At 72.6% G+C, this 26,185-nt stretch carries 26 protein-coding genes; 7 read left to right on the top strand and 19 right to left on the bottom strand.

Translation table 11 applies throughout. The features are described 5' to 3' along the window. Positions 1-314: 314 nt before the first annotated feature. From cbiE to ACIQ8B_RS11065, 6 genes are all read right to left on the bottom strand, one after another. Entirely contained in the window at positions 315-1,526 is a 1,212-nt protein-coding gene (cbiE, locus tag ACIQ8B_RS11090; RefSeq protein ID WP_106415076.1) for a precorrin-6y C5,15-methyltransferase (decarboxylating) subunit CbiE, read from the bottom strand. 127 nt (positions 1,527-1,653) lie between these two features. Beyond that, the gene (locus ACIQ8B_RS11085) at positions 1,654-2,292 is read right to left on the bottom strand and encodes a GNAT family N-acetyltransferase (RefSeq protein WP_403546505.1); all 639 of its coding nucleotides are present in this window, start codon (positions 2,290-2,292) and stop codon (positions 1,654-1,656) included. Positions 2,293-2,452: 160 nt separating this feature from the next. After that, on the bottom strand, positions 2,453-3,280 hold the full coding sequence (locus tag ACIQ8B_RS11080; RefSeq protein ID WP_403546504.1) for a MetQ/NlpA family ABC transporter substrate-binding protein: 828 nt from the start codon (positions 3,278-3,280) through the stop codon (positions 2,453-2,455). A gap of 76 nt (positions 3,281-3,356) precedes the next feature. Beyond that, positions 3,357-4,094: a methionine ABC transporter permease gene (locus tag ACIQ8B_RS11075; RefSeq protein ID WP_290004402.1), complete on the bottom strand. Its 738-nt coding sequence runs from the start codon at positions 4,092-4,094 to the stop codon at positions 3,357-3,359. After that, on the bottom strand, positions 4,091-5,185 hold the full coding sequence (locus tag ACIQ8B_RS11070) for a methionine ABC transporter ATP-binding protein (protein WP_403546503.1): 1,095 nt from the start codon (positions 5,183-5,185) through the stop codon (positions 4,091-4,093). Before ACIQ8B_RS11070 ends, ACIQ8B_RS11075 begins: the two co-directional genes overlap by 4 nt. 330 nt (positions 5,186-5,515) lie before the next feature. After that, positions 5,516-6,166, bottom strand: a complete 651-nt coding sequence (locus ACIQ8B_RS11065; protein WP_290004404.1) for an HAD family hydrolase — start codon at positions 6,164-6,166, stop codon at positions 5,516-5,518. A gap of 94 nt (positions 6,167-6,260) precedes the next feature. On the opposite strand from ACIQ8B_RS11065, the gene ACIQ8B_RS11060 reads away from it, so the two are divergent. Beyond that, positions 6,261-6,620: a hypothetical protein gene (locus tag ACIQ8B_RS11060; protein ID WP_290004405.1), complete on the top strand. Its 360-nt coding sequence runs from the start codon at positions 6,261-6,263 to the stop codon at positions 6,618-6,620. Position 6,621: 1 nt separating this feature from the next. Beyond that, positions 6,622-7,050, top strand: a complete 429-nt coding sequence (locus ACIQ8B_RS11055) for a hypothetical protein (RefSeq protein ID WP_290004406.1) — start codon at positions 6,622-6,624, stop codon at positions 7,048-7,050. Positions 7,051-7,090: 40 nt separating this feature from the next. Here ACIQ8B_RS11055 and ACIQ8B_RS11050 read toward each other — a convergent pair whose 3' ends face one another. From ACIQ8B_RS11050 to ACIQ8B_RS11040, 3 genes are all read right to left on the bottom strand, one after another. Then, positions 7,091-7,588: a GNAT family N-acetyltransferase gene (locus ACIQ8B_RS11050; protein WP_403546576.1), complete on the bottom strand. Its 498-nt coding sequence runs from the start codon at positions 7,586-7,588 to the stop codon at positions 7,091-7,093. A gap of 57 nt (positions 7,589-7,645) precedes the next feature. Further along, positions 7,646-8,176: a sigma factor gene (locus ACIQ8B_RS11045; protein WP_290004407.1), complete on the bottom strand. Its 531-nt coding sequence runs from the start codon at positions 8,174-8,176 to the stop codon at positions 7,646-7,648. Positions 8,177-8,251: 75 nt separating this feature from the next. Beyond that, positions 8,252-9,424, bottom strand: a complete 1,173-nt coding sequence (locus ACIQ8B_RS11040) for a glycerophosphodiester phosphodiesterase (protein ID WP_290004408.1) — start codon at positions 9,422-9,424, stop codon at positions 8,252-8,254. Between the two features lie 414 nt (positions 9,425-9,838). On the opposite strand from ACIQ8B_RS11040, the gene ACIQ8B_RS11035 reads away from it, so the two are divergent. After that, positions 9,839-10,513: a 1-acyl-sn-glycerol-3-phosphate acyltransferase gene (locus ACIQ8B_RS11035; RefSeq protein ID WP_137210160.1), complete on the top strand. Its 675-nt coding sequence runs from the start codon at positions 9,839-9,841 to the stop codon at positions 10,511-10,513. 122 nt (positions 10,514-10,635) lie between these two features. Here ACIQ8B_RS11035 and ACIQ8B_RS11030 read toward each other — a convergent pair whose 3' ends face one another. The 5 genes from ACIQ8B_RS11030 to ACIQ8B_RS11010 all read right to left on the bottom strand — a co-directional run bounded on the left by ACIQ8B_RS11030 (position 10,636) and on the right by ACIQ8B_RS11010 (position 16,801). Further along, positions 10,636-12,156 carry an MFS transporter gene (locus tag ACIQ8B_RS11030; protein ID WP_403546502.1) on the bottom strand — a complete coding sequence of 507 codons (1,521 nt, stop codon included), beginning with the start codon at positions 12,154-12,156 and terminating at the stop codon, positions 10,636-10,638. Further along, positions 12,153-12,740, bottom strand: coding sequence for a TetR/AcrR family transcriptional regulator (locus tag ACIQ8B_RS11025; protein WP_290004410.1), 588 nt, complete (start codon positions 12,738-12,740; stop codon positions 12,153-12,155). The genes ACIQ8B_RS11030 and ACIQ8B_RS11025 overlap by 4 nt, the downstream gene beginning before the upstream one ends. Before the next feature lie 84 nt (positions 12,741-12,824). Next, positions 12,825-13,796 (bottom strand): aldo/keto reductase, encoded by a 972-nt coding sequence (locus ACIQ8B_RS11020; protein WP_403546501.1) that lies wholly within the window; start codon positions 13,794-13,796, stop codon positions 12,825-12,827. 275 nt (positions 13,797-14,071) lie between these two features. Then, complete coding sequence (gene argH, locus ACIQ8B_RS11015; RefSeq protein WP_106415062.1) at positions 14,072-15,502, bottom strand: argininosuccinate lyase; 1,431 nt, start codon at positions 15,500-15,502, stop codon at positions 14,072-14,074. 105 nt (positions 15,503-15,607) lie between these two features. Further along, positions 15,608-16,801 carry an argininosuccinate synthase gene (locus tag ACIQ8B_RS11010; RefSeq protein ID WP_290004413.1) on the bottom strand — a complete coding sequence of 398 codons (1,194 nt, stop codon included), beginning with the start codon at positions 16,799-16,801 and terminating at the stop codon, positions 15,608-15,610. 298 nt (positions 16,802-17,099) lie between these two features. On the opposite strand from ACIQ8B_RS11010, the gene ACIQ8B_RS11005 reads away from it, so the two are divergent. The 4 genes from ACIQ8B_RS11005 (at position 17,100) to ACIQ8B_RS10990 (ending at position 20,943) form a co-directional block, all read left to right on the top strand. Continuing rightward, positions 17,100-17,687 (top strand): pyridoxamine 5'-phosphate oxidase family protein, encoded by a 588-nt coding sequence (locus ACIQ8B_RS11005; RefSeq protein WP_290004414.1) that lies wholly within the window; start codon positions 17,100-17,102, stop codon positions 17,685-17,687. Between the two features lie 274 nt (positions 17,688-17,961). Beyond that, positions 17,962-19,344 carry a ferric reductase-like transmembrane domain-containing protein gene (locus tag ACIQ8B_RS11000; RefSeq protein ID WP_403546500.1) on the top strand — a complete coding sequence of 461 codons (1,383 nt, stop codon included), beginning with the start codon at positions 17,962-17,964 and terminating at the stop codon, positions 19,342-19,344. Positions 19,345-19,397: 53 nt separating this feature from the next. After that, positions 19,398-20,150 carry an FMN-binding protein gene (locus tag ACIQ8B_RS10995; RefSeq protein ID WP_403546499.1) on the top strand — a complete coding sequence of 251 codons (753 nt, stop codon included), beginning with the start codon at positions 19,398-19,400 and terminating at the stop codon, positions 20,148-20,150. 55 nt (positions 20,151-20,205) lie between these two features. Further along, entirely contained in the window at positions 20,206-20,943 is a 738-nt protein-coding gene (locus ACIQ8B_RS10990; RefSeq protein ID WP_403546575.1) for an FAD:protein FMN transferase, read from the top strand. A gap of 79 nt (positions 20,944-21,022) precedes the next feature. Here ACIQ8B_RS10990 and ACIQ8B_RS10985 read toward each other — a convergent pair whose 3' ends face one another. The 5 genes from ACIQ8B_RS10985 to argC all read right to left on the bottom strand — a co-directional run bounded on the left by ACIQ8B_RS10985 (position 21,023) and on the right by argC (position 25,963). Continuing rightward, the gene (locus ACIQ8B_RS10985; RefSeq protein WP_106415060.1) at positions 21,023-21,586 is read right to left on the bottom strand and encodes an arginine repressor; all 564 of its coding nucleotides are present in this window, start codon (positions 21,584-21,586) and stop codon (positions 21,023-21,025) included. 7 nt (positions 21,587-21,593) lie between these two features. Continuing rightward, on the bottom strand, positions 21,594-22,799 hold the full coding sequence (locus ACIQ8B_RS10980) for an acetylornithine transaminase (RefSeq protein ID WP_403546498.1): 1,206 nt from the start codon (positions 22,797-22,799) through the stop codon (positions 21,594-21,596). Further along, a complete protein-coding gene (argB, locus tag ACIQ8B_RS10975) occupies positions 22,796-23,698 on the bottom strand; it encodes an acetylglutamate kinase (protein ID WP_106415058.1) in 903 nt (300 codons plus the stop codon). Before argB ends, ACIQ8B_RS10980 begins: the two co-directional genes overlap by 4 nt. After that, on the bottom strand, positions 23,695-24,846 hold the full coding sequence (argJ, locus tag ACIQ8B_RS10970; protein WP_403546497.1) for a bifunctional glutamate N-acetyltransferase/amino-acid acetyltransferase ArgJ: 1,152 nt from the start codon (positions 24,844-24,846) through the stop codon (positions 23,695-23,697). Before argJ ends, argB begins: the two co-directional genes overlap by 4 nt. 88 nt (positions 24,847-24,934) lie before the next feature. Next, positions 24,935-25,963, bottom strand: a complete 1,029-nt coding sequence (argC, locus tag ACIQ8B_RS10965; RefSeq protein ID WP_403546496.1) for an N-acetyl-gamma-glutamyl-phosphate reductase — start codon at positions 25,961-25,963, stop codon at positions 24,935-24,937. Between the last annotated feature and the right edge of the window lie 222 nt (positions 25,964-26,185).

Below are 26,185 nucleotides of genomic sequence, written 5' to 3'. Positions count from 1 at the left end.
CACCGACCGCCCCACTCTGAAGAACGAGCGTGCGTCCCCAGCGGCACGAACGGCCCGCCCGAAAAAGGCGACAAAGCCATTCACTGGCATTGTCGCGGGCGCACCGCCGTCGCGTCAGCATGATCGGCGACGGTTCCGCTGTGGACTGCGCCACGTTGCGCGTCCTCCGGTTCCCGCCGTACCACAACCCACCCCAAAACGGGCGCGCTTTTTGGACATTGGCCGACGAAGCGTCGGGTGACCAGTGCGGTACAACGATCGGCCAGCCTACCGCGCGCAGTAAGACAAACCGATCACGGGGACGGCAAGGCGGCTCAGCGGTCGCGCGCGGGCAGCACCCCGCTGAGCAGGAAGGCCACGCTCCGTTCCTTCTCCGTCCAGGCCCGCGTGTCGAGTTCGACGGACTGCAGCAGGGCGCACTCGACCCGGTAGCCGTGCTCCGTCAGGTTCCGGCCGATCAGTTCGGCGGCGTCGCGGGTGGCGGCGTGCGTGACGATCCGCTGCGGGCGGCGGTCGGCCACGGCGGAGACCACGGCCGCTCCCCCGCCGCCGACCCGGACCACGTCCGGCTCGGGGAGGTTCTCCAGGACCTGCGGCGCGGTGCCGTGGACGATCTGCATCTGGACCCCGTGGCGGCGCGCGGCGGCGTCGGTGCGGGCGCACGCGTGCCGGTCGCTGTCGACGGCGATGACGGCGGCCCCGGCCCGCGCGGCGTCGGTGGCGAACGCCCCGGAGCCGCAGCCGATGTCCCAGACGAGGTCGCCCAGGCCCGGTCCCAGGCGGGCGAGTTGGCCGGTGCGCAGGGGTTCGCGCTCGCCCTCGCCGAGGTCGCCGCCGTACTCCTCGGCGGGCAGGGTCCAGCCGCGCGGTCCGGCGGCGGGACCGCGTCCGGCGAGCCAGCCCGCGGAGTCGCCGGCGGCCACCGGGCCGCCGATGACGATGACCACGTTGGGGTCGCGCCAGGTGTGGTCGGCCGCCTTGTCGGAGGTGACGACGGTGACCTGTTCGCGCTCGGTGCCGAGTTCCTCGCAGATGACGAAGGAGCGGTGGACGCCCTCCATCAGCAGGCCCAGTTCGGCGGGTCCGGCGCCGGGCGAGGTGAGAACCGCCACTTTGGTGTGGGCGCGGCACACGTTCACCGCGCGGCGCAGGGTGCGCGGGTGGGCGACCACCACCTCCGCGTCGTCCCAGGGCATGCCGGCCCGGGCGAAGGCGGCGGCGACCGAGGAGACGGCGGGCACGACCTCGACCTCCAGGCCGAACTCCGGCGCGCGCAGGGTGCGTACGACGCCGAAGAAGCCGGGGTCGCCGTCGGCGAGCACGACCGCGGTGCCGCGGTGCGCGGCGATGCGGCGGGCGGCGAGGGAGACGGAACCGAGACGGATGCGCTCGGCCCTGGCGGGCACCTCGGGGAGCGCCAGGTGGTGTGCGGCGCCGGCGACCAGGGTGGCCGCGCCCAGCGCGGAGCGTGCCGCATCGGTCAGCGGCGAGCCGTCCCAGCCGATCACCGTGACCCGGTCGGCCATCGTCGTCAGTCTCCTGGGGTTCGCGCAGGTCGTCCTCGGCTGTTCCGCCCGGAGGCGGTCTGTCGAGATTACCTGGTGCGGTCACGGGCCGCCGCGCCGGTACGGGCCGGCGTACGCCCCGCGGACGTCAGTTCCAGTCGGTGTAGCCGGTGAAGCCGCCGCTGTCGGCGAGTTGTCCGTCCGCGCCCTCGATGTCCTCGGGCAGCAGGCTCCACACGATGTAGTCGGTGCGCACCTCGCTCCAGCCGCCGTCCTCGGTGCGGACGCGGGCTATGCAGGCGTTGCGCAGCACGCCCTCGCTGATGCAGCCGATCTTCTGGGCGACCTGCTGGGCGGCGGTGTTGTCGGCGGCGGTGCGCATTTCGATGCGCTGGAGCTTCTGGTCGCCGAACAGCCACTGCGCGGTGGCGAGCGCGGCCTCGGAGGCGTAGCCCTCGCCGCGCGCCCAGGGGGCGACGATGTACGACAGCTCGGTGGACCGTACGTGCCAGTTGGTGCGGGTGAGCCGGATGAGGCCGACCAGGCGCTGGGTGAGGAACTCGGCGACGGCGAGGTCGAGGCCGTGTCCCGCGGCGCGTTCGGCGGGGGCGTGCTCGGTGATCCAGGTGCGGGCGGTGTCCTCGGTGAACGGCTGCGGGACGCCGGTCCAGGCGCCGACCTGTTCGTCGCTCATCATCGCGGCGAGGGCGGGGACGTCATCCGCGTCGAGGGGACGCAGCACCAACCGCTCCGTGCTGAGGGAGATGTCGGGGAAGGTGCTCGTCATGCGCCGCTCCGTAACTGAGAGACCGTCGGGTGCTGCTGAACTGCCCAGCATGCAGCATGAAAGCACCGGTACGCACCACGGGGTCCTCCCCCGTCGCCGGGCGGCGCGGAGTCGGACCCCGTGGCGGGTGCCGTGGTCGACGTGAGGGTGTCGCGGTGGCTCAGAAGGAGGCGAGCACCGAGCCGGCGTACGTGTCCTCGATGAACTTCTTCACCTCGGGCGAGGTGAGGAGCTTCGCGAGCTTCTTCACGCGCGGGTCGTCCTCCTGGCCCTCCTTGACGGCGAGGAGGTTGCTGTTCGGGTTGCCCTCGGCCTCCTCGAGGACCAGGGCGTCCTCGGAGGGCTTCAGATCGGCCTCGATGGCGTAGTTGCCGTTGACCACCGCGGCGTCGACGTCGTCCAGGGAGCGCGGGGTCTGGGCGGCCTCGAGCTCCTTGAAGGTGAGCTTCCTGGGGTTGTCGGTGATGTCCGCGGGGGTGGCCGAGGTGCCGACGCCGTCCTTGAGGGTGATCAGGCCGTTGGCGGCGAGCAGCTGCAGCGCCCGGCCCTCGTTGACGGTGTCGTTCGGGATCGCGACGGTCGCACCGCTCTTCAGCTCGTCGGCCTTCTTCACCTTGTGCGAGTAGAGGCCGAGCGGCTCCAGGTGCACGTCGACGACCGACACGATGTGGGTGCCGTTCTTCTTGTTGAAGTCGTCGAGGTACGGCTGGGTCTGGAAGTAGTTGGCGCCGACCGAGCCGTCCTCCGTCGCGGTGTTCGGGGTGACGTAGTCGGTGAACTCCTTGACCTCGAGGTCGAGGCCGGCCTTCTCGGCGAGGTTGTCCTTGACGAAGGTCAGGATCTCGGCGTGCGGCACGGGGCTCGCGGCGACGACCAGCGGGCCGGAGGTGTCGGAGGCGGCGTCCTGGTCCGAGCCGCAGGCGGTGAGCCCGAAGGTGAGGGCTCCGGCGGCGAGGACAGCGGTGGTGATCTTGGCGGTGTTACGCACGAAAAGTGCCTTTCCTTGGGTGGTGCGACCCCGTCTTGGCGCACGGGGAGTCCGGGGGGCCGGAGGACCGGCTGGTTCAGGCGGCCTTGCCGACCTCGGCCGTGGCGGGCTCGCCGCCCTTCAGCAGCCGCAGCTTCGGGCCGGGGCCGGAGCGGGCGCCGCGGCGGTGCAGGGCGCGGGCCGCGAAGTCGCCGGCGAACTGGATGAGGGAGATGACCACGGCGAGGATCGCGACGGTGATCCACATCAGACCGGTCTCGAAGCGCTGGTAGCCGTAGCGGACGGCGAGGTCGCCGAGTCCGCCGCCGCCGACCGTGCCGGCCATGGCGGAGTAGCCGATGAGCGCGATGACCGTGGTGGTCGTGGAGGCGATCAGCGAGGGCAGCGCCTCGGGGACGAGAACCTTGCGGACGATGGTCCAGGTGTTGCCGCCCATCGCCTGCACGGCCTCCACGAGCCCGTGGTCCACCTCGCGCACGGCGGTCTCGACGAGCCGGGCGAAGAAGGGGATGCCGCCGATGGCGAGCGGCACGATCGCGGCCTCGCTGCCGATGGTGGTGCCGGTGATCCAGCGGGTGAAGTTCATCAGGGCGACCATGAGGATGATGAACGGCAGCGAGCGGCCGATGTTCACGACCTGCCCGATGACCTTGTTCACCACGGTGTTCTGCAGCAGTCCGCCCTTGTCGGTGAGGACCAGCAGGATGCCGAGCGGGAGGCCGCCGACGACGGCGATCAGGGTGGACCAGCCGACCATGATCAGCGTCTCGGTACAGGCCTGCTCCAGCAGCGGCTGCATCTCGGACCAGGTCACTTGGCGCCCTCCTTCACCAGTGTGGGCTCGTCGTGGCCGACGACGTCGATCTGCAGGCCCTGCTCGCGCAGGAAGCCGATGGGCACGACGTTGTCCTCGTAGCGGCCGGGCAGTTCGATGCGCATGCGGCCGACCTGGAGACCGCCGACGGTGTCGATGGCGGCGCCGAGGATGGATATGTCGATGTTGTAGGTGCGCGAGAGCTGGGAGATGACCGGCTGGGTCGCGCTCTCGCCCTGGAAGGTCACGTCGACGACGGTGCGGTCGGCGCCGCTCGCCTCGCCGCCGACGGGGAACAGCGCGGCGGCGAGTTCCGAGCCGGGGGTGGCCAGCAGGTCGGTGACCGTGCCGGACTCCACGATGCGGCCCCGCTCCATGAGGGCGGCCGAGTCGCAGATCGACTTCACGACGTCCATCTCGTGCGTGATGAGCAGGACGGTGAGGCCGAGCTGGCGGTTGAGGTCGCGCAGCAGCTGGAGGATCGAGCGGGTGGTCTCCGGGTCCAGGGCGCTGGTGGCCTCGTCGGAGAGCAGCACCTTGGGGTCGCCGGCGAGGGCGCGGGCGATGCCGACGCGCTGCTTCTGGCCGCCGGAGAGCTGGGCCGGGTAGGACTTGGCCTTGTCGGCGAGGCCGACCAGGTCGAGCAGCTCCAGCGCCTTGCGGGAACGTTCCTTCCCGGAGCTGCCGAGGATTTCCAGCGGAAGCTCGACGTTGTCCTGCACGGTGCGCGAGGACAGCAGGTTGAAGTGCTGGAAGACCATGCCGATGCGGCTGCGCGCCTGGCGGAGCTCCCGGCCGGCGCGGGGGCCGCGGCCGGCGAGCGCGGTGAGGTCCTGGCCGGCCACGGTCACGGTGCCCGAGGTGGGACGCTCCAGCAGGTTGACGCAGCGGATGAGGGAGGACTTGCCGGCGCCGGACTGGCCGATGACGCCGTAGACCTCGCCTTCGCGGACGTGCAGGTCGACGCCGTCCAGGGCGGTGACCTCGCGGCCGCGCGAGCGGTAGACCTTGGTGAGGCCCGAGGTGGTGATCACGTGGGTTTCCGTCACTGTCGAGTGCGCGGCGCTTCGTGGTCGCCGGGCACGTGGCATGCAGGGCAGGCGGCAGGGCGCACGGACTCGCGGGGCATGCGGAAGCCGTGGAGGAACGTGCGCGGGGCGTGGCTCGGTCGCGCGTGCGGGGCACGCGGGCGGACGCGAGCCGGATCTCGCTTCGGGGCGCGAGGCTCAGACGGTGCGGGGGCCCTCTAGAAGGCGCGCATTCGGAGTAGACACATACAACGAGCACCGGGCGTCATCGTCGCCTCGGTCGCAGGGATGCGGTCGCTCGTCGTGGTCATGCGGTCAGTAAAGCAGACGTTCCCTCCTGAACGGACTCGGCCGTCCGCATAGTGGACAGCCATGGACACCCGAGCCCGCACGTCAGGGCCGTGCGGAGATCTCGATCCCGGCATCCGTGACCAGCGCGGACAGGGCCGACAGGTCGTCCACGACGAGATCGGCGGTCAGCTCGCCGGCCCGGTGGGTTGTGGCCAAGGCCACGGTCCGCATGCCCGCGGCGCGGGCGGCCTGGAGTCCGGCGGGGGCGTCCTCGAAGACGACGCAGTCGGCGGGGTCCACGCCGAGGGTGCGGGCGGCGAGCAGGTAGGGCTCGGGGTCGGGCTTGCCGCGGGTGACGTCGTCGGCGGCGATCAGGGTCTTGGGCAGGATGCCGACGGCCCCGAGCCGGGCCTCGGCGAGCCGCCGGGTGGCGGAGGTGACCACGGCCCAGCGCTCGGCCGGCAGACCGGCGAGGAACTCCCCGGTCCCGGGGAGCAGGCTGACCCCGCCGTCGGCCACGTCCGCCACCTCCAGGTCCTCGATCCGCGCGACGGCCCCCGGCACGGCCTCGGCGGGCAGCAGGTCGGCGGCTATCTCGGCGGCCGGCCGGCCGTGCAGCTCGATCCGCGCGAAGTCCTCGGCCGTCAGCCCGTGCTCCACGGCCCACCGCGTCCAGCAGCGGTTCACGGAGTCCAGGGAGGACACGAGGGTCCCGTCGTTGTCGAAGAGCAGGGCGCGCGCGTGAATGGTCATGCCATCGACCCTACGGGGCCGTGGGCGCGGACCGGGAACGGCGCCCGCGGGGCCGACGTCGGGGCGGCTTTTCCGGCGTAATAGGCTCCCTGCCATGCTGGATGTCCTGACCGTGGTGACCGCTGTCGCCGCGCTGCTGCTCGCAGCCTGGTGCGGCTGGGCCGCCTACCGTGATCAGCCGACGAAGGACTGGCACTTCATCGGCATGGCCGTGGTCACACTGCTGGCGCTGGTGCAGCTGGTGGTCGGGATCGTGCGGCTGGCCGGGGGCGAGAAGCCGGAGCAGGGCACGACGACCTTCGTGGCGTACCTGCTGGGCTCACTCGCCTGTGTCCCGGCGGCGGGCTTCCTGTCGCTGGGCGAGCGCACCCGCTGGGGATCGCTGACCGTCGCCGCGAGCGGCGTGGTGCTGGCCGTGCTCGAGGTGCGGCTGTTCGACATCTGGGGAGGCTGAGGTGACCGCGACGCAGGAGCGGCCGAACCGGACGCGGCTGGCCGGCGGGCCCGGACTGCTGCTGGTCTGGCTGTACGGGGTGATGGTGGTGGGCGCCGTGTCGCGCTCGGTCTACCAGATCGCCACCGAGTTCGACCGGGCGCCGCTCGCCTACACGCTGTCCGCGCTGGCCGGCGTGGTCTACGGCTTCATCACCTACACGCTGGTGCGCGGCGGGGAGAAGGCCCGCAGGGCGGCGCTGGTGTGCTGCGCCGCCGAGCTCGTGGGCGTGCTGACCGTCGGCACCTGGACGCTGGCGGACCCGTCCGCGTTCCCCGACGCGACCGTGTGGTCCGACTACGGGATGGGTTACCTCTTCATCCCGGTGCTGCTGCCGCTGACCGCCGTGTACTGGCTGCGCCGGGCGCGCGCCGAGGAGCCCGCGGCCTGACGGGCGGCCCCCCCTCGGGCGGCCGCCCCTGCCGTCACGGTCAGGCGGTCGTCGCGTACGTCTCCGCCTTCTTCTCCAGCACGACCATCGGTACGCCGTCGGTGCCGCGGGACGTGCCCACGCGCTGGTAGCCGACCTTGCTGTAGAGGCGGAGGTTGCTCTCGCTGCGGTGACCGGCGTGCAGCCGGAAGGTGCGGGCGCCGCGCTCGCCGGCGAGGGCGGACTCGGCCGCCTTGAGCAGCCGGGCGCCGATGCCGTGGCCCTGGAGGCGGGGGTGGACGCAGAGCTTGCCGATCGCGGCGGCGCCGTCCTCGGTGATCCTGCCGTGCACCGACCCGACGATCTCGTCACCGAGGCGGGCCACGAACACGCAGTCCCCCACGACCTCTTCGCGGACCGAGTCCAGGGTCTGGACCAGGGGATCGATGCGGTAGTTGCCGTAGAGGGCCGCTTCGCTCTGGAAGCACAGGTACTGCAACCTGAAGATCTGCTCCGCGTCCTGCTCGGCCGCCGCAGAGATGGTCACGCTCATGCCCATGTGCGCATGCCTCCCGCTCACCTGATCACCTGTCGTCCCCCACTCCTATCCCCGTCCTCAACGCGCCGCAACCTCCGCCGCGAGTAAACGACGCAGACATCCCAGGCATCTGGAACGTTCCGGGCCGAGACTGCCCTGTGAGATACCCAACTCCCCTGCGATTTCCCGGTAGGTCGGATCGCTCGGGGACAACAGCGCGGCGAGCAGACCGGGGCAGCGGCCGGGGAGCCGGCGCACGGCGTCGCGCAGGGCACGGCGGTGGGCGGCGAGGAGCGCGAGCCGTTCCGGGTCGTGCCGGTCCGCGTCGGCGGGTTCGCGGGTCAGCGCCGTCTCGCGGCGGGCCGTGCGGCGGATCCGGCGGGCCTCCGCGCGGACGGTCCGGCGCAGCCACAGCGGCGGGTCGCGCGGCGGTCCGTCGCGGCGGAGCCGCTCGAGCAGCCGGAGCCACACCGTCTGTTCCAGGTCGCCCGGTTCGGCGCCGCTGCCGGACGCCTCGGCGGCGGCCTCCGCGGCGAGCAGCGGGCCGAGCAGGGCGATCAGGTCGTGGGCGGAGAGCGGGTCGTGCGCGGAGAGCGGGTCGGTTCTCACACGCGCAACGACCCGTGCGCCCCGGGCGGGGTTGCCCGGGGTGTCCGTACCTCACCCCTTCCGGGGCGGGGCGGGTCAGCGGTTGACGAAGTCCTCGCGGGCCAGCAGGCCGGTGTCCGGGTGGTCGGTGAAGACGCCGTCGATGCCGGTGGCGAAGTAGGCGCGGTAGGCGCCGAAGACGTCGCCGTAGGCGTCGGGGCCGGCGCCCTTGCGGAACTCCGCGGGCAGGAACGGGTTCTCGTTGCGCAGGGTGTAGGGGTGCAGGATCAGGCCCGCGCGGTGGGCGTCGCGGACCAGGGTGGTGGGCTCGGTGAGCCGGCCCGCCGCGTCGCGCGGGACGACCAGGTCGAGGGTGGGGCCGATGCCCTGCGCGTAGGAGGCGATCTCCTTCAGGCCCTTCGGCGTGATCAGGTCGTCGACGGTGCGCGGATCGCCGGCCTCGGTGAAGTCCCAGGGGCGGGTGCCCGCCGCGCCGAGCAGGACGACGAGCGGGTTGCCGACCAGTCCGCTCAGCCGCTCGACGGCCGTCGGCTCGAACGACTGCAGGATGACGGGTGAGTTCCTGCGGTCCTTGCCGTGCCGGCGCAGCAGTCTCGCCACCCGCTCCTCCAGGCCGAGGCCGAGCGCGCGGAAGTAGGTGGGGTGCTTGAGCTCGGGGTAGATCCACACCTGCTTGCCGCGCCTCCGGGTCTGCTCGTCCTGCCAGCGCAGCACCTCCTCGAAGGTGGGGATCTCCCAGCGGCCGTCGTACAGCGTGTTGTGCGGGCGGTTGGCCGGGATGCGCTCCACGGCGCGCAGCCGCTTCAGCTCGGCGAGCGTGAAGTCCTCGGTGAACCAGCCGGTGACCCGGACGCCGTCCAGCGTCTTGGTGGTGCGGCGGCCGGCGAACTCGGGGTGGTCGGCGACGTCGGTGGTGCCGCCGATCTCCGGCTCGTGCCGGCAGACGAGGTGACCGTCCTTGGTGGGGACGAGGTCGCCGGCCTCGACGATGTCCGCGCCCATGTCGAGGGCGAGCTGGTACGAGCCGAGGGTGTGCTCGGGCCGGTAGCCGCTGGCGCCCCGGTGGCCGATGATCGTCGGCACGGGCAGGCTGCCCAGACCCCGGCCGCGTCCGTGCCCGGCGCCCTGGGCCGCCCGGGCCGTGCCGCCCAGTCCGAGGACGGTCCCGCCCGCGCCGAGGACCGCCGCCCCGAGCAGGGCCCGCCGGCCGGTCCCGCTCGCCTGCTCGTTCGACTCCCGTGTCGCCATGAACGCCTCCTGTGTCGGCTCGTCCGGTGCGGGCCGATCGTAGGTGCGCGTGGTTGACGCACGGGAGACCGTGAGCCGAACACACGGGTGGTGTCGCATGACGTACGCCCCTCCTGCGGACGACGTGCGTCTGCCGTGTTCCGGCGGCGATGTGACGGCGCGTCCGGTTCGTTCCGGCGGAGCGGGGGTACCCGGGCGGAGCACGGGACCGGGCGAGTTCCGTCACAGCGTGACGGCCGTGCCGCGTGCCGGCCGCGGACGCGGCCGCGCAGGTGAACCCGGGTCAAGAGACCGTAAGACCTCGGTCGCCTGCCACGTGCCCGACGTGCGCGACTCCCCGGACCGCGAGTAATGTCCTCACCTGCACAGACTCATACCGCATTCGTCGACGTCCGCTTCCCACCGGAGGGCCCGTTGTCCCGCTTCGCGCTCATCAAGGCAGTGCTCGGTCCGATCATGCGCCTGATGTTCCGCCCACGGGTGGAGGGCGCGGAGCACATCCCGGGCGACGGTCCGGTGATCCTGGCCGGCAACCATCTCACGTTCATCGACTCGATGATCCTGCCGCTCGTCTGCGACCGGCAGGTCTTCTTCATCGGCAAGGACGAGTACGTCACCGGCAAGGGCCTCAAGGGGCGGCTGATGGCGTGGTTCTTCACCGGCGTCGGCATGATCCCCGTCGACCGCGACGGCGGCCGGGGCGGGGTGGCCGCGCTGATGACCGGGCGCCGGGTGCTGGAGGAGGGCAACGTCTTCGGGATCTACCCGGAGGGCACCCGCTCCCCCGACGGCCGTCTGTACCGCGGCCGCACCGGCATCGCCCGGCTCACGCTGATGACCGGCGCGCCGGTGGTCCCGTTCGCCATGATCGGCACGGACAAGCTGCAGCCGGGCGGCGCGGGTCTGCCCCGGCCGGGGCGGGTCACCGTGCGGTTCGGCGAGGCGATGGAGTTCTCCCGCTACGAGGGCATGGACCGCGACCGGTACGTGCTGCGGGCGGTCACCGACTCGGTGATGGCGGAGGTCATGCGGCTGTCGGGACAGGAGTACGTGGACATGTACGCGAGCAAGGCGAAGGAAGCGGCGTAGTTTTCGGCGGGGCCGACGTTCCTTTCCGGCGGGAGCCGGCGGAGTCTCTCCGCCGGCTCCCGTCGCGTTTCGGAGTTTTCCGCGGGTGAGCGGGGGCTTGCCGCGCGGTTCCCCGCGCCCCTTCAGGAATTGTCCAGCTGCTGGTTCTTCAGCATCAGCCACGCCGCCGCCGAGGCTGACAGGAGGATCGCCGCTCCTGCTCCCGCCGCCAGGGTGAGGCCGTTCACGAAGGCCTCGCGGGCCGCGTCGAGCATGGGCCCCGCGGTGGCAGCGGGCATGTGGGTCGCCGCTTCCACCGCGCTGCCCAGGGACTCGTGGGCGGCTGCCGGGGTGCCCGGTGGGGCGGGGAAGTCGCGGTAGACGCCGGTGACGATGGAGCCGAGTACGGCGATGCCCAGGGCCGCGCCCAGCTCGTACGCCGTCTCGGAGACGGCGGAGGCCGCGCCGGCCTGTTCCTTCGGGACGCTGGAGAGGATCACGTCCGCGGTCACCGTGAACGAGAAGCCCGCGCCCGCGCCGACCACCAGCAGGGCCGCCCCGAGCAGGGGGTAGCCGGTGGACTGGCCGATGACGGTGAGGGCGGCCAGGGACAGGCCGATGGCCGCCAGCCCCCCGGCGACGACCGAGCGCACCGAGAAGCGGCGGGCGGTCCGGCCGGCGATCAGGCCGGCCGCCACCGCGCCGATCGCGGCGGGGAGTTCCGCGAGTCCGGCCTCGAACGGGCGCCGTCCCTGGACCAGTTGGAAGTACTGGGAGAGGAAGAAGACGAGTCCGGACAGGCCGAGGACGGTCAGCAGGTCGGCCAGCACCGCGCCGCTGAACCCCCGGCTGCGGAACAGCCGCATGTCCAGGAGGGGCTTCGGAAGGACGAACTGGCGGCGGACGAACAGGTACAGGGCCGCCGCGCCCAGCAGACCCACGGCCGGGGCGGACGCGCCGAACCCGTGGCTCGCGGTCTCCTTCACCGCGTAGACCACGCCGATCATGCCGGCCAGCGACAGGGCCACGCTCGTCAGGTCCCACGGGCCGGGCTCCGGCGTGCGGGACTCCGGCAGCAGCTTGATGCCGACGACCACGAGGACCGCCATGACCGGCAGGTTGATCAGGAAGACCGAACCCCACCAGAAGTGTTCGAGCAGCAGCCCGCCGAGGATCGGGCCGACCGCCGTGCCCGCGGAGGCGGTCGCGCCCCAGACGCCGATGGCGAGGCTGCGCTCGCGCGGGTCGTGGAAGAGGTTGCGGATCAGGGCGAGGGTGGCCGGCATCAGCGTGGCCCCGGCGACGCCGAGCAGGGCACGCGCCGCGATCATCACCTCGGGCGTGTGCGCGTAGGCGTTGAGCACGGAGACCACGCCGAACGCGGCGGCGCCGTACAGCAGGATCCGCTTGCGGCCGATGCGGTCGCCCAGGCTGCCCATCGACACGAGGAGTCCGGCGAGCACGAACGAGTAGACGTCGCCGATCCACAGCAGCTGGGAGCCGGTGGGCGCGAGGTCCTCGCTGATGTAGGGGGTGGCGAGGCCGAGGACGGTCGCGTCGACGGCCACCAGCAGGACGGCGAGCACGAGGACCGACAGGGCGAGCCAGCGGCCGGGGCGGCGCCCCTCCTCGGCCGGGGTCTGCGGCCGTATGGCGCTGGTCATGATTCCTTCCTGGCCGCCGGTGCTTCCGGCGTCGCCGGTTCCTGCGGGCGTCGTACGCCGCCGAGCAGCAGCTCGACGATCATGTGGGTGAAGTCCTTGGGGGCGACCCTGCCCTCGGCGACCGCCCAGGCGGCGGAGGCGAGCAGGCCGTAGAGGGCCTCGGTGAGCCAGGCCGGGGTGAGGTCGATGCGGAACTCGCCGCTCGACTGACCGCGCCGGAACAGGTCCGCGATGCTCTCGTCGATCCTGGCCCAGCCCTCGTTCTGCTCCTCGCCCTCGAACAGCTCGTTCTCGGAGTAGAGGAAGGCGAGCAGGCCCGCCTGCGGTTCGATCTCGGCGACCAGGCGCCGCACGGCGTCGGTGGCGGGCCCCTCGTCGATGCGGGCGGCGGTGAGGGCGGCCTCGCACTCGGCGATGCCCAGTGCCTCGAGGGCGCGGACCAGCGCGTCCCGGCCGGCGAACTGCCGGTGCAGGGTGGCGCGGCTGATCCCGGCCGCCTTGGCGACCTCGTCCATGGTCGCGGTGGATCTACGGGCCAGCAGTGCGGCGGCGCTGCGCAGCACGTGGTCTCGGTCGACAGCCATGAGACGACGGTACCGCATGTGAGACGCTTATGTCTCACTAGAGGTATGGACGTCTCACGATCACGACGTCACGCGGGATGAGGCTCAGTGCCAGGGCAGGCTGCCGCGGTGCTGCCAGTACGCCTCGGGGTTCTCGGCCAGCGGGGCCAGGCGGGCGAGCTGGTCGTCGGTGAGGTCGACGGCCGCGGCGTGCAGGTTGGAGGCGAGCTGGACGACCGTCGCCGCGCCGGACAGGACGACGCCCGCCCACGGCCGGCGCAGGACGGCGGCGAGGGCGACCGCGTCACAGCCGAGGCCCGTCTCCTCGGCGACGGCGCGCAGCGGCTCGGGGGCGTGCGGTCCGGCCAGGCGGCCGTTGGCCATGCCCTCCTTGACGATCACCGTGAGTCCGGCGTCGTGGGCCTCGGCCAGCGCGGGGCCGGCGGAGGTCTCCAGGATGTTGTAGGTGGACTGCACCGTGCGGAAGAGGGGTGCGCCGTCGACGGTGACGGCGAGGGCCGCGCGGACGGCGTCCGCCTGGCGGGGGCCGCTGGTGGAGAAGCCGACGGTGAGGCCCTGCGCCACCGCCTCGGCGAGCCGGGCGTGCAGGTCCTTGTCGGTGAGGGCCGGGCTGTCCGGGGTGACCGAGTGGATCTGGTAGAGGTCGAGACGGTCGCCGAGGACCGCGTCGGACTCGGCGCGCTGGCGCTCGTACGCGGCGAGGGAGTGGTCCTTGACCTCGTGGTGCTCGGCGTCGGTGGTCCAGCCGGCGGTGTAGGTGTAGCCCCACTTGCTGCCGACCACCACGTCGGCGGCGTCGGGGCGGCTCCTCAGCCAGTCCGCGAGGAACTCCTCGCTGCGGCCGTAGGAGCGGGCCGCGTCGATGTAGCGCACGCCTTGGGCGTAGGCGGCGTCGAGGAGTTCGTGGGTGCGGGTGCGGAGGGTTTCGACGCTGCGGTCGTCGCCGAGGTCGGCCTCCCGGCCGAGGGTGATGTAGCCGGGGCGGCCGACCGCGGCGAGGCCGAGGCCGAGGTGGGCGGTGGGGGTGGTGGCGGTGGCCAGGCGGGCGAAGGGCATCTCGGCTCCGTCGGTCGGCTGCGGTGTGGCTGTGCCAACGTAACCCGGGATGCGGCTTCGCCACGCCTTGCGGCGGGAGCGGCTGTGCGGGGGCGGGTGCGGGTGTGCCGGGGGTGTTCGCGCAGTTCCCCGCGCCCCTGGAGGGGGTCTCCGTGGCACGGCGGGGGCGGCGGCACGGCGACCGGGCGCGCCGTTCCCCGCGCCCTGAGGGCGTCGGCACGTGCGGCGCCGTCGTGGCCGGGCCCGCCGTTCCCCGCGCCCCCGCGGAAGCTGCTCTACCGCTTCTTCGCCGTGGCCCACTCGTGCTGGAGGGCCACGTTCTCCTTCACCTCCGCCAGCTGGACCGCCACCGCGCTGGGGGCCGTGCCGCCTCGGCCGTTGCGGGAGGCCAGGGCGCCGGGGACGTCGAGGACCGTGCGGACCTCCGGGGTGAGGTGGGCGGAGATCTTCGCGAACTGCTCGTCGGTCAGCTCGTCCAGCTCCTTGCCCTCCGCCTCGGCGACCTTGACGCACTCGCCGGCGACCTCGTGCGCGACCCGGAAGGGCACACCCTGCCGGACCAGCCACTCGGCGATGTCGGTGGCGAGGGAGAAACCGGCCGGGGCCAGTTCCTCCATGCGCTCGCGGTGCACGGTGAGGGTGGCCATCATCCCGGTGAAGGCGGGCAGCAGGATCTCGAGCTGGTCGATGGAGTCGAAGACCGGCTCCTTGTCCTCCTGGAGGTCGCGGTTGTACGCGAGCGGGAGGGCCTTGAGGGTGGCCATCAGGCCGGTGAGGTTGCCGATCAGGCGGCCGGACTTGCCGCGCGCCAGCTCGGCGATGTCCGGGTTCTTCTTCTGCGGCATGATCGACGAGCCCGTGGAGAAGGCGTCGTGCAGGGTCACGAAGGAGAACTCCTTCGTGTTCCAGATGATGACCTCCTCGGCGATCCGGGAGACGTTCACACCGATCATCGCGGTGATGAAGGCGAACTCGGCGACGAAGTCCCGGGAGGCCGTGCCGTCGATGGAGTTGGCGGCGCTGCCGTGCTCGAAGCCGAGGTCCTTGGCGACCGCCTCGGGGTCCAGGCCGAGGGAGGAGCCCGCGAGGGCGCCCGAGCCGTAGGGGGAGACGGCGGTGCGCTCGTCCCACTGGCGCAGCCGCTCGGCGTCCCGGGAGAGGGACTGGACGTGGGCGAGGACGTGGTGGGCGAAGAGCACCGGCTGGGCGTGCTGGAGGTGGGTGCGGCCGGGCATCGCCACGTCCGGGTGGGCCTCGGCGAGCCCGATCAGCGCGTCCTGGAGGTCGGCGACGAGACCGCCGATCGTCCGGGCGTGGTCGCGCAGGTACATCCGGAAGAGGGTGGCGACCTGGTCGTTGCGGGACCGTCCGGCGCGCAGCTTGCCGCCGAGGTCGGGGCCGAGCCGCTCCAGCAGGCCGCGCTCGAGGGCGGTGTGGACGTCCTCGTCGGCGATGGTGCCGGTGAAGGCGCCGGAGGCGACGTCGGCCTCGAGCCGGTCGAGGCCCTCGAGCATGCGGGTCAGCTCGTCCTCGGTGAGCAGGCCCGCCGTGTGCAGCACGCGCGCGTGGGCGCGGGAGCCGGCGATGTCGTAGGGGGCGAGCCGCCAGTCGAAGTGGACGGACGCGGACAGCTTCGCCAGGGCCTCGGCGGGGCCGTCGGCGAAACGGCCGCCCCAGAGCCGGACGTCACCGCTGTTGCTGCTCACTTGCGTGCTCCTCGAGGGTTCCGGATGTGGCGCCGCCTCCCCACGGGCGTGTGGGGAGGCGGCTGTCGGGCCAGTGCGTGTGAGGGGTCGTCAGGCGCCGCGCGCTCAGGCGAGGTCGCGCTTGGCCGCGATCTTCGACGACAGGCTGTAGATGTCGATGAAGCCCTTGGCCGCGGCCTGGTCGAAGGTGTCGCCGGTGTCGTAGGTGGCCAGGTTGAAGTCGTACAGCGACGACTCCGAGCGCCGGCCGGTGACGACGGCGCGGCCGCCGTGCAGGGTCATCCGGATGTCGCCGTTGACGTGCTGGTTGGCCTCGGCGATGAAGCCGTCGAGGGCGCGCTTCAGCGGGGAGAACCACTGGCCGTCGTAGACCAGCTCGCCCCAGCGCTGCTCGACCTGCCGCTTGTAGCGGGCCAGCTCGCGCTCGACCGTGACGTTCTCCAGCTCCTGGTGGGCGGTGATCAGGGCGATCGCGCCGGGGGCCTCGTAGACCTCGCGGGACTTGATGCCGACGAGGCGGTCCTCGACCATGTCGATCCGGCCCACGCCGTGGGCGCCGGCGCGCTCGTTGAGCTGCTGGATCGCCTGGAGGACGGTGACGGGCCTGCCGTCGACGGCGACCGGGACGCCCTCCTTGAAGGTGATGATCACCTCGTCGGGCTCCCGGGTCACGGCCGGGTTCTGGGTGTACTCGTAGACGTCCTCGATGGGCGCGTTCCAGATGTCTTCGAGGAAGCCGGTCTCGACGGCGCGTCCGAAGACGTTCTGGTCGATGGAGTACGGGGACTTCTTGGTGGTGGCGATCGGCAGGCCCTTGGCCTCGCAGAAGGCGATGGCCTTGTCGCGGGTCATCGCGTAGTCGCGGACCGGGGCGATGCACTTCAGGTCGGGGGCGAGGGCGACGATGCCGGCCTCGAAGCGGACCTGGTCGTTGCCCTTGCCGGTGCAGCCGTGGGCGACGGTGGTGGCGCCGTGCTTCTGGGCGGCGGCGACGAGGTGCTTGACGATCGTCGGCCGGGACAGCGCGGAGACCAGCGGGTAGCGGTCCATGTAGAGGGCGTTGGCCTTGATCGCCGGGAGGCAGTACTCCTCGGCGAACTCGTCCTTGGCGTCCGCGACCTCGGCCTCGACGGCACCGCAGGCGAGCGCGCGCTTGCGGATGACGTCCAGGTCCTCGCCACCCTGGCCGACGTCGACCGCAACGGCGATGACCTCGGCGCCCGTCTCCTCGGCGATCCAGCCGATGGCGACGGAGGTGTCCAGACCGCCAGAGTAGGCGAGTACGACGCGCTCGGTCACGGGTTTCTCCTCACAGTGCATTCGCTGATATGCATGAGTATGCAGTAGTCCGCATGATTCGTCAATCCGCCTGTTCGCAGGGGCCCGCCGGGACTCCGCGGCGGCCCTTCCGCACGGAAGGTGAACGCGGGAGACCGCCGGCGCGTACGACTCACCGAACACAGACGCTGCGGCCGCCCCGCGTACGCGCCGGCCGGGGCGGCCACAGCCCTTTCCGCCCCTCCGCTCCTTCGCTCCTCGGGCCGAGGGTCGTCAAATGCTTAGACAGGCGAAAGATCTGCCCGGATAATCGGTGGACATGGGAAAAACGTATGAGCGCATCGACGGGCGGCTCCGCACCTTCATCGAGGAGCAGCCCGTCTTCTTCACCGCCACCGCCCCCCTGTCCGCCGACGGCACGGTCAACCTCTCCCCCAAGGGGCTCAAGGGATCCTTCGCGGTCCTCGACGACCTCACCGTCGCCTACCTCGACTTCGCGGGATCCAACGCCGAGACCATCGCCCACCTCCGCGAGAACGGCCGGATCACCCTGATGTGGTGCGCCTTCCAGGGGCCGCCGACCATCGTGCGCGTGCACGGCCGCGGGGAGCCCGTGTTCCGTGACGACCCGCGGTTCACGGAACTGCTCGCCCGCTTCCCCACCATCGACCCGTGGACCCACGGCCTGCGCGCGATCGTCGTCGTGCGGGCCGAGCTGATCCGCGACACCTGCGGGTACGCCGTGCCCTTCCTGGCGTACGAGGGCGAACGGGACCTGCACGAGAAGCGGTTCGCCAGGGAGGACGACGCCTCCCTCGACGCGTACTTCACCAGGAAGGAGCACGTCGCGACCAGCCTGGACGGGCTTCCCGGGCTGCCGTTGCCGCTGCCCCCGTCCGGCATGTGAGCCGGCCGGGCCGCGCGCCTGATCACCTACCGGGGCACGCCCACGCCCTGGTGGCGGACCTCACCCACCACCGCCCGGTGCGTGTCCGTGCCGAAGAGCGCGACGCGGAAGATCCCGCGCCGGGCCTCCCCCGCGCGGGCCCCGCGCCTCGCGACCGGCGGGCGTGCCGCGACCACCCGCCGCCGAAACGGGCGGCGAATCCACGGTTCCCGCTGAACACCTCGGCGTGGCGGCACGTATGTGAGGGCCAAGGGCCGAGTCCCACGGAGGAACCGTGACCACCACGCTCGCCGGCGGCCGTGCCGCCCGCCGCCAGACGATGCGCCGCATCCGTCCGCGCCGCTCCCCCGCCGTGCCGCTGCTGCTCGCCGTGGCCGCGGGCGCGGTGGCCGTGCTGTGGCTGTGGTGGACCAGCACACCGTCCATCGCGGACACCACCGGGAGGATCATCGCCGCCGGCCGGATCACCGGCCTGCTCGCCGGGTACCTGATGGCCCTGGTCGTGCTGCAGATGGCGCGGGTGCCCGCACTGGAACGGCGGGTGGGCTCGGACCGGGTCGCCCGCTGGCACGCGATGAGCGGCCGCTACACCGTCAGCCTGGTGATCGCCCACGTCTTCCTGATCATGTGGGGCTACGCCCGGCAGGCCGGCCGGACCCTCACCGGCATCGTGACGCAGACGATCACCTCCGTCGACACGCTGCCGGACATGGGCAAGGCCGCCCTCGGCACCGGTCTGCTGTTCGTGATCGCCCTGCTGTCGGCCGGCCCGGTCCGGCGCCGGCTGCCGTACGACGGCTGGTACCACGTGCACCTGCTGACGTACGCGGCGGTGTTCCTGACGTTCTGGCACCAGATCACCACCGGCAACGAGTTCGCCGTCACCCCGTCCGCGAAGACCTTCTGGTACGGGCTCTACGGCGCCGTGACCGTGCTGGTCCTGTGGTACCGGATCATCACCCCGATCCAGCTGAACCTGCGGCACCGGATGCGGGTCCAGGCGGTCGTCGAGGAGACGCCGGGCGTCGTGTCGGTGCTGATCGGCGGGCGCAGGCTGCACCGGATGGGCGCGGAGGCCGGGCAGTTCTTCCGCTGGCGGTTCCTGGCGCCCGGGATGCGGTTCAGCTCCCACCCGTACTCGCTGTCCGCGGCGCCCCGCCCGGACATGCTGCGGATCACCGTCAAGGCGGTCGGCGACCACAGCTCCCGGCTGCGCGAGCTGGAGCCCGGCACCCGGGTGTGGGCGGAGGGCCCGTACGGGGCGCTGACCGCGCAGCGCCGCAGCCGCGGCAAGGTGCTGCTGGTCGCGGGCGGGGTGGGCATCACCCCGATGCGCGCCCTGTTCGAGACGCTGCCCGGCGCCTCCGGGGACATCACCCTGCTGTACCGGGCCAACAGCACGCAGGACCTGGCGCTGTGGGGCGAGCTGGCGAAGATCGCCGACGAGCGGGGCGCCCGGCTGATGTACGCGGTGAACAGCCCCGGCGGGGAGCGTCCGGACATCTCGGCGGAGAGCCTGCGGCGCAAGATCCCGGACATCGACCGCCACGACGTCTTCATGTGCGGGCCGCCCGGATTCGCCCAGCAGGTGTACGCGGCCCTGCGCGACGCGGGGGTCCCCGCGCGCCGTATCCACCACGAGTCGTTCGAGATGTGAGCGGCGGGCCGTCGGCCCCGGTCGCCCGTTACCCGTCAGGAGCCTGAGAAGCGATGAGGAAGAGTCACCCCGTCCGGCGTGCCGTTCTGGCGACCGCCGCCACCGTCTCCGGGATCGTGCTGCTGCTGTCGCTGAAACCCGCGTCCGACCCGGGGCCGGCCGCGGCGGCGGGCGGCGCCCCGCCCGCGGCGGAGTCCGTGCAGGGCGGCGCCCGGCCCATCGGGGACGGCACGGTCACCGGTGACGCGGTGCGGACCCGGTACGGTCCGGTGCAGGTGCGGATCACCGTCAGCGGTGGCAGGATCACCGAGGCCGAAGCCGTCCAGGCCCCCCAGGGCGGCCGGAGCGACCAGATCACCTCCACCGCCGTGCCCAAGCTCAACCAGGCGGCGGTGGCGGCCGGCAGCGCGGACATCGACGCCGTCTCGGGCGCCACGTACACCAGCGCCGGCTACCAGCGGTCCCTCCAGTCGGCCCTGGACAAGGCGCGCGCCGCCGCGCCGGCCGGCACGGGAGGCGGTGACGCCGCCCCGGCGCGGACCGTCACCGGTGACGTCGCGCGGACCCGGTACGGTCCGGTGCAGGTGCGGATCACCGTCAGCGGCGGCAGGATCACCGAGGCCGAAGCGGTCCAGGCCCCCCAGGGCGGCCGGAGCGACCAGATCACCTCCACCGCCGTGCCCAAGCTCAACCAGGCGGCGATGGCGGCCCGCAGCGCGGACATCGACGCCGTGTCGGGCGCCACCTACACCAGCGCCGGTTACCAGGAGTCCCTCCAGTCGGCCCTGGACAAGGCCGGTGGCTGACGCGGTGACGGGACCCGTTGAGGCGCCCGCCGCGGTGCGTCAGGTGGTGGAGACGATGGGGACCGTCTTCTCCCTCGACGTCCGCGGCGGGGAACCCGGCGCGGTACGCGCGGCGCTGGAGGCGGCCGCGGCCGGACTGCGCCGGGTCGACGAGGTCTTCAGCACCTACCGCGAGGACAGCCGGATCTCCCGGCTGGCGCGCGGCGAGCTGGACACCGGCGCCTGCGGTCCCGAGGTCGCGGAGGTGCTGGAGCTGGCCGCGGAGGCGGAACGGACCAGCGAGGGCTGGTTCAGCACGCGGTACCGGGGGCGGCTCGACCCGACCGGGATCGTCAAGGGCTGGGCCACCGAGCGCGCGGCGCGGCAGCTCCTGGCGGCGGGGGCCTCGGGGGTGAGCGTCAACGGCGGCGGCGACGTCCAGCTGCTCGGCTCACCCGGTGCGGGCCGGCCCTGGCGGGTCGGGGTGGCGGACCCGCTGCGTCCGGGCGGCCTCGCCGCGGTGGTCTCCGCGGCCGGGGCGCGGGAGCTGGCGGTGGCGACGTCCGGGACCGCGGAGCGCGGCGCCCACATCGTGGACCCGCGCACGGGCCGCTCCGCGGTGACCGACCTGGTCGCGGTGACGGTGGTCACCCCCCGTCTGACCTGGGCGGACTGCTGGGCCACGGCGGCCTTCGCGATGGGTTCCAGGGAGGGCCTGCGCTGGCTGGACTCCCTGCCCGACACGGAGGGCCTCCTGATCACCACGGGCGACGAGGTCCGCTGCACCGGCAACCTCGCCGACTGGCTGGGCTGACCAGCGCCCCGCGAGGGGCGCGGGAACCGTGTGACCGGTCCCCGCGGACCCGCGCCCGGCAGCGGGCCGAAGCGTCCCCTCACTGCCCGTTCTGAGCCAGCCGCAGCATGTGGTCGGCGAGCGCCTGCCCACCCGTGGGTTCCCTGCTGATCAGCAACAACGTGTCGTCCCCGGCGATGGTGCCGAGGATGTCGTGCAGCTCGGCCTGGTCGATCGCGGACGCGAGGAACTGCGCGGCCCCCGGAGGCGTCCGCAGCACGACCAGGTTCGCGGAAGCCTCCGCGGAGATCAGCAGCTCCTGCGAGAGCCGCCGCATCCGCTCCTCCTTGGCGGACTCCCCCAAGGGCGCGCGCGGCGTGCGAAAACCCCCCTCGCTCGGCACCGCGTAGATCAGATCCCCGTCGTTGTTGCGGATCTTCACCGCGTTCAGCTCGTCGAGGTCGCGGGAGAGCGTCGCCTGGGTGACGCTCAGTCCGTCGTCGGCGAGCAGCTTCGCGAGCTGGCTCTGGGACCGCACCGGCTGCCGGTTGAGGATGTCCACGATCCGGCGGTGGCGCGCGGTACGGGTCTGCGGCACGGCGGGCCCGGCCTGACCGCCCTGCTCCGCCTGTCCGGCCGTACGCCCCTGATCCTGCTGGCTCATCGTCGTCTCATTCCCCGGCTCGTCCTTCCCCGTCCGCGCGTCCGGCGGCGTCCAGGATGCCGGGCAGCGCCCCGAGGAACGCGGCCACCGCGTCGTCCCCGAGGTTCAGCGGCGGCATCAGCCGTACGACGTCGGGGGCGGCGGCGTTCACGAGGAACCCGGCGTCCTGAGCCGCCTGTTGCGCCTGGGGCGCGAGCGGCTCGGTGAGCACGATACCCAGGAGCAGGCCCGCTCCCCGGACGTGGTCGATCAAGGCGTGCCCGAGGCCCTCGATCCCCTGGCGGAGCTTCTCGCCCTGGCGCTTGGCGTTCTCCAGCAGTCCCTCGCCGGCGATGGTGTCGAGCACCGCGAGTCCGGCGGCGCAGGCGACCGGGTTGCCGCCGAAGGTCGTGCCGTGGTGGCCGGGCTGGAGCAGCTGGGCCGCGCGGCCGAAGGCGACGGTGGCGCCGAGCGGCAGTCCGCCGCCGAGCTGCTTGGCGAGGGTGACGACGTCCGGCAGCACGCCCTCGTGGGCCTGGTACGCGAACCAGTCGCCGGTCCGGCCCACGCCGGTCTGCACCTCGTCGAGCACGAGCAGCGCGCCCTTGGCGGCCGTGATGGCGCGGGCCGCCTTGAGGTAGCCGGCGGGCGGGACCACGACGCCCAGTTCGCCCTGGACGGGTTCGAGGATGACCAGGGCCGTGTCCTCGGTGACGGCCGCGTCCAGCGCCTGGGCGTCCCCGAACGGCACGTGGGTGACGTCGCCGGGCAGCGGCAGGAACGGCTCCCGTTTGCCGGCCTGCCCGGTGAGCGCCAGGGCGCCCATGGTGCGGCCGTGGAAGGCGCCCTCCGTCGCGACGACGTGGGTGCGGCCGGTGAGCCGGCCGATCTTGAAGGCGGCCTCGTTGGCCTCGGCCCCGGAGTTGCAGAAGAAGATCCTGCCGTCCCGGCCGAAGAGCTGCAGCAGCCGCTCGGCCAGGGCCACGGTCGGCTCGGCGAGGAAGAGGTTGGAGATGTGGCCGAGGGAGGAGATCTGCCGGGTGACGGCCTCGACGACCGCCGGGTGGGCGTGGCCGAGGGCGTTGGTCGCGATGCCCCCGACGAAGTCGAGGTACTCCGTGCCGTCGGCGTCCCAGAGCCGCTGGCCCTCGCCGCGCACGAGGGGGAGGCGGGGCGTGCCGTAATTGTTCATCAGCGCGCCCTGCCAGCGGGCGGTCAGTTCCGCGTTGCTCACGACTCCCCCTGTTCGTCGGGCACGACCATGGTGCCGATGCCCTCGTCCGTGAAGATCTCCAGCAGGATCGAGTGCTGGACCCGGCCGTCGATGACGCGGGCGGTGGTCACGCCGTTGCGCACGGCGTGCAGGCAGCCCTCCATCTTGGGCACCATGCCCGAGGACAGCTCCGGCAGGAGCTTCTCGAGCTGGGACGCGGTGAGACGGCTGATCACCTCGTCGCTGTGGGGCCAGTCCTCGTAGAGGCCTTCGACGTCCGTGAGGACCATGAGGGTTTCGGCGCCCAGAGCAGCAGCGAGTGCCGCAGCCGCCGTATCAGCATTGACGTTGTAGACATGGTGGTCGTCCTGGCTGCGGGCGATCGACGAGACGACCGGTATGCGGCCGTCGGCGAGCAGGGCCTCGATCGCGCCCGTGTCGATCTCGGTGATCTCGCCCACCCGCCCGATGTCGACCGCTTCTCCGTCGATCCGGGGCCGGTGCTTGGTGGCGGTGAGGGTGTGCGCGTCCTCGCCGGTGAGGCCGACGGCGAGCGGGCCGTGCCGGTTGAGCAGTCCGACCAGCTCCCGCTGGACCTGTCCGGCGAGCACCATGCGCACGACGTCCATGGCGTCCTCGGTGGTGACGCGCAGGCCGGCCTTGAACTCGCTGACGATGCCGTGGGTCTCGAGCGCGCGGCTGATCTGCGGGCCGCCGCCGTGCACGACGACGGGTTTCAGCCCGGCGTGCCGCAGGAAGACGACGTCCTGGGCGAACGCGGCCTTCAGGTCCTCGTCGACCATGGCGTTGCCGCCGAACTTGATGACGACGGTCCTGCCGTGGTGCCGGGTCAGCCAGGGCAGCGCCTCGATGAGGATCTGCGCCTTGGGCAGCGCGGTGTGCTTACGGGTGACGGTCATGAGGAATAGGCGCTGTTCTCGTGGACGTAGTCGGCGGTGAGGTCGTTGGTCCAGATGGTGGCGGTGGCGTCGCCGGCGGCCAGGTCGGCGACGATGTGCACCTCGCGGTAGCGCATGTCGACCTGGTCGCGGTCCTCGCCGACGCCGCCGTTCTTGCACACCCAGACGCCGTTGATGGCGACGTTGAGCCGGTCGGGCTCGAAGGCGGCCTTCGTGGTGCCGATGGCGGAGAGGACGCGGCCCCAGTTGGGGTCCTCGCCGTGGATGGCGCACTTCAGGAGGTTGTTGCGGGCGATGGAACGGCCCACCTCGACGGCGTCGTCCTCGCTCGCGGCGCCCACCACCTCGACCCTGATGTCCTTGCTGGCGCCCTCGGCGTCGCGGATGAGCTGCTGGCCGAGGTCGTCGCAGACGGCCCGTACGGCTTCGGCGAAGTCATCGTGCTCCGGGGTGACGCCGGAGGCGCCGGAGGCGAGCAGCAGCACGGTGTCGTTGGTGGACATGCAGCCGTCGGAGTCGACGCGGTCGAAGGTGACCCGGGTGGCGGCGCGGAGCGCCCGGTCCAGGGTCTCGCTGTCGACGTCGGCGTCGGTGGTGAGGACGACGAGCATGGTGGCGAGGCCGGGGGCGAGCATGCCCGCGCCCTTGGCCATGCCGCCGACGGTCCAGCCTCCCCCGGACACGACGGACGTCTTGTGGACGGTGTCCGTGGTCTTGATGGCGATGGCGGCCTTCTCGCCGCCGTGCTCCGAGAGCTGGGCGACGGCGGCCCCGACGCCCGGGAGCAGCTTGTCCATGGGCAGCAGGACGCCGATGAGGCCGGTGGAACAGACGGCCACCTCGCCCGCGCCGACGCCCAGCAGCTCAGCGGCCTTCTCGGCGGTGGCGTGGGTGTCCTGGAAACCCTTGGGTCCGGTGCAGGCGTTGGCGCCGCCGGAGTTGAGGACGACCGCGGACAGCTGCCCGCTCTTGAGGACCTGTTCGGACCAGAGCACGGGCGCGGCCTTGACGCGGTTGGAGGTGAAGACGCCGGCGGCGGCGCGCCGGGGGCCGTTGTTGACCACGAGGGCCAGGTCGGGGTTGCCGTTCTCCTTGATCCCGGCGGCGATGCCCGCCGCCGTGAATCCCTTTGCTGCCGTCACACTCACTGTGTCTCCTCGTTCGCTTCTCCGCCCGTGCAGCGCAGAGGTGCGGGCATCGTGACCGTCTGCGGCCCGGCGGCTGCGCGTGCGTCGCTCACGGCGCAACTCCGATCGTCGTCAGCCCGGTGGTCTCGTCGAGACCCAGGGCGATGTTCATGCTCTGGACGGCACCGCCCGCGGTGCCCTTGGTGAGGTTGTCGATGGCGCTGACCGCGACGACCCGGCCGGCGGCGGCGTCGTGGGCCACCTGCACCTGCACGGCGTTGGAGCCGTACACGGAGGCGGTGGCGGGCCACTGTCCCTCGGGGAGGAGGCGCACGAACGGTTCGTCGGCGAACGCCTTCTCGTAGGCGGCGCGCACGGACTCGGCGGTGGCGCCGGGCCTGGCCTTCGCGGAGCAGGTGGCGAGGATGCCGCGGGGCATCGGCGCCAGGGTGGGCGTGAAGGACACGGTGACGCGCTCGCCGGCCGCCGCGCTGAGGTTCTGGATCATCTCGGGGGTGTGCCGGTGCCCGCCGCCCACGCCGTACGGCGACATGGAGCCCATGACCTCGCTGCCCAGCAGGTGCGGCTTGGCCGCCTTGCCCGCGCCGGAGGTGCCGGACGCGGCGACGATCACGGCCTCGGCCTCGGCGAGTCCCGCGGCGTAGGCCGGGAACAGGGCGAGGGAGACGGCGGTGGGGTAGCAACCGGGCACCGCGACGCGCTTGGACCCCTCCAGCGCGGCGCGGGCACCCGGCAGTTCGGGCAGGCCGTAGGGCCAGGTGCCGGCGTGCGGGGAACCGTAGAAGGTCTCCCAGTCGGCGGCGTCCTTCAACCGGAAGTCGGCACCCATGTCGATCACCAGCACCTCGTCGCCGAGCTGCTCGGCGACGGCGGCGGACCGGCCGTGCGGCAGCGCGAGGAAGACGACGTCGTGCCCGGCGAGCGCCTCGGGGGCGGTCGGTTCCAGCACCCGGTCGGCCAGCGGCGCCAGATGCGGCTGGAGCGCACCGAGGCGCTGTCCGGCGTTGGAGTTCCCGGTCAGGGCGCCGATCTCGACCCCGGGGTGGGTCAGGAGCAGACGCAGCAGCTCACCGCCCGCGTACCCGCTCGCTCCGGCCACCGCCGCACGTACCGCCATGGAAAACCCTCCTCCTGGATGGCATGACTATACGTTTCTCTGCACGTTTATGCAACGGGTGCCGGGAGCGGGAGGAGGGGGCCGGGCAGCCGGGCCGGCGGGGGCGGGCGCGGGCGGGGCAGGACGGAGCACCGGGGGACGGTCGCCCCGTCGTCGGCCGGGCGGTCCCCCACGACGTCGTGCGGGGAGCCGGCCGCCCGGTGGTCCGGAGACGTGCCGCAC

The sequence above is a fragment of the Streptomyces sp. NPDC096105 genome (assembly GCF_044763335.1).
Lineage (GTDB): Bacteria > Actinomycetota > Actinomycetes > Streptomycetales > Streptomycetaceae > Streptomyces.
Note: the sequence above shows the minus strand (reverse complement) of the source record. Positions and strands in the feature narration are given on the sequence as shown.

Coding starts and splice junctions, on each gene's coding strand:
- cbiE (WP_106415076.1), bottom strand. CDS start 1,526: ATGGCCGACCGGGTCACGGTGATCGGCTGGGACGGCTCGCCGCTGACC.
- ACIQ8B_RS11085 (WP_403546505.1), bottom strand. CDS start 2,292: ATGACGAGCACCTTCCCCGACATCTCCCTCAGCACGGAGCGGTTGGTG.
- ACIQ8B_RS11070 (WP_403546503.1), bottom strand. CDS start 5,185: ATGCCACGTGCCCGGCGACCACGAAGCGCCGCGCACTCGACAGTGACG.
- ACIQ8B_RS11065 (WP_290004404.1), bottom strand. CDS start 6,166: ATGACCATTCACGCGCGCGCCCTGCTCTTCGACAACGACGGGACCCTC.
- ACIQ8B_RS11060 (WP_290004405.1), top strand. CDS start 6,261: ATGCTGGATGTCCTGACCGTGGTGACCGCTGTCGCCGCGCTGCTGCTC.
- ACIQ8B_RS11050 (WP_403546576.1), bottom strand. CDS start 7,588: ATGGGCATGAGCGTGACCATCTCTGCGGCGGCCGAGCAGGACGCGGAG.
- ACIQ8B_RS11040 (WP_290004408.1), bottom strand. CDS start 9,424: ATGGCGACACGGGAGTCGAACGAGCAGGCGAGCGGGACCGGCCGGCGG.
- ACIQ8B_RS11030 (WP_403546502.1), bottom strand. CDS start 12,156: ATGACCAGCGCCATACGGCCGCAGACCCCGGCCGAGGAGGGGCGCCGC.
- ACIQ8B_RS11025 (WP_290004410.1), bottom strand. CDS start 12,740: ATGGCTGTCGACCGAGACCACGTGCTGCGCAGCGCCGCCGCACTGCTG.
- ACIQ8B_RS11020 (WP_403546501.1), bottom strand. CDS start 13,796: ATGCCCTTCGCCCGCCTGGCCACCGCCACCACCCCCACCGCCCACCTC.
- ACIQ8B_RS11005 (WP_290004414.1), top strand. CDS start 17,100: ATGGGAAAAACGTATGAGCGCATCGACGGGCGGCTCCGCACCTTCATC.
- ACIQ8B_RS10995 (WP_403546499.1), top strand. CDS start 19,398: ATGAGGAAGAGTCACCCCGTCCGGCGTGCCGTTCTGGCGACCGCCGCC.
- ACIQ8B_RS10990 (WP_403546575.1), top strand. CDS start 20,206: ATGGGGACCGTCTTCTCCCTCGACGTCCGCGGCGGGGAACCCGGCGCG.
- ACIQ8B_RS10985 (WP_106415060.1), bottom strand. CDS start 21,586: ATGAGCCAGCAGGATCAGGGGCGTACGGCCGGACAGGCGGAGCAGGGC.
- argB (WP_106415058.1), bottom strand. CDS start 23,698: ATGACCGTCACCCGTAAGCACACCGCGCTGCCCAAGGCGCAGATCCTC.
- argC (WP_403546496.1), bottom strand. CDS start 25,963: ATGGCGGTACGTGCGGCGGTGGCCGGAGCGAGCGGGTACGCGGGCGGT.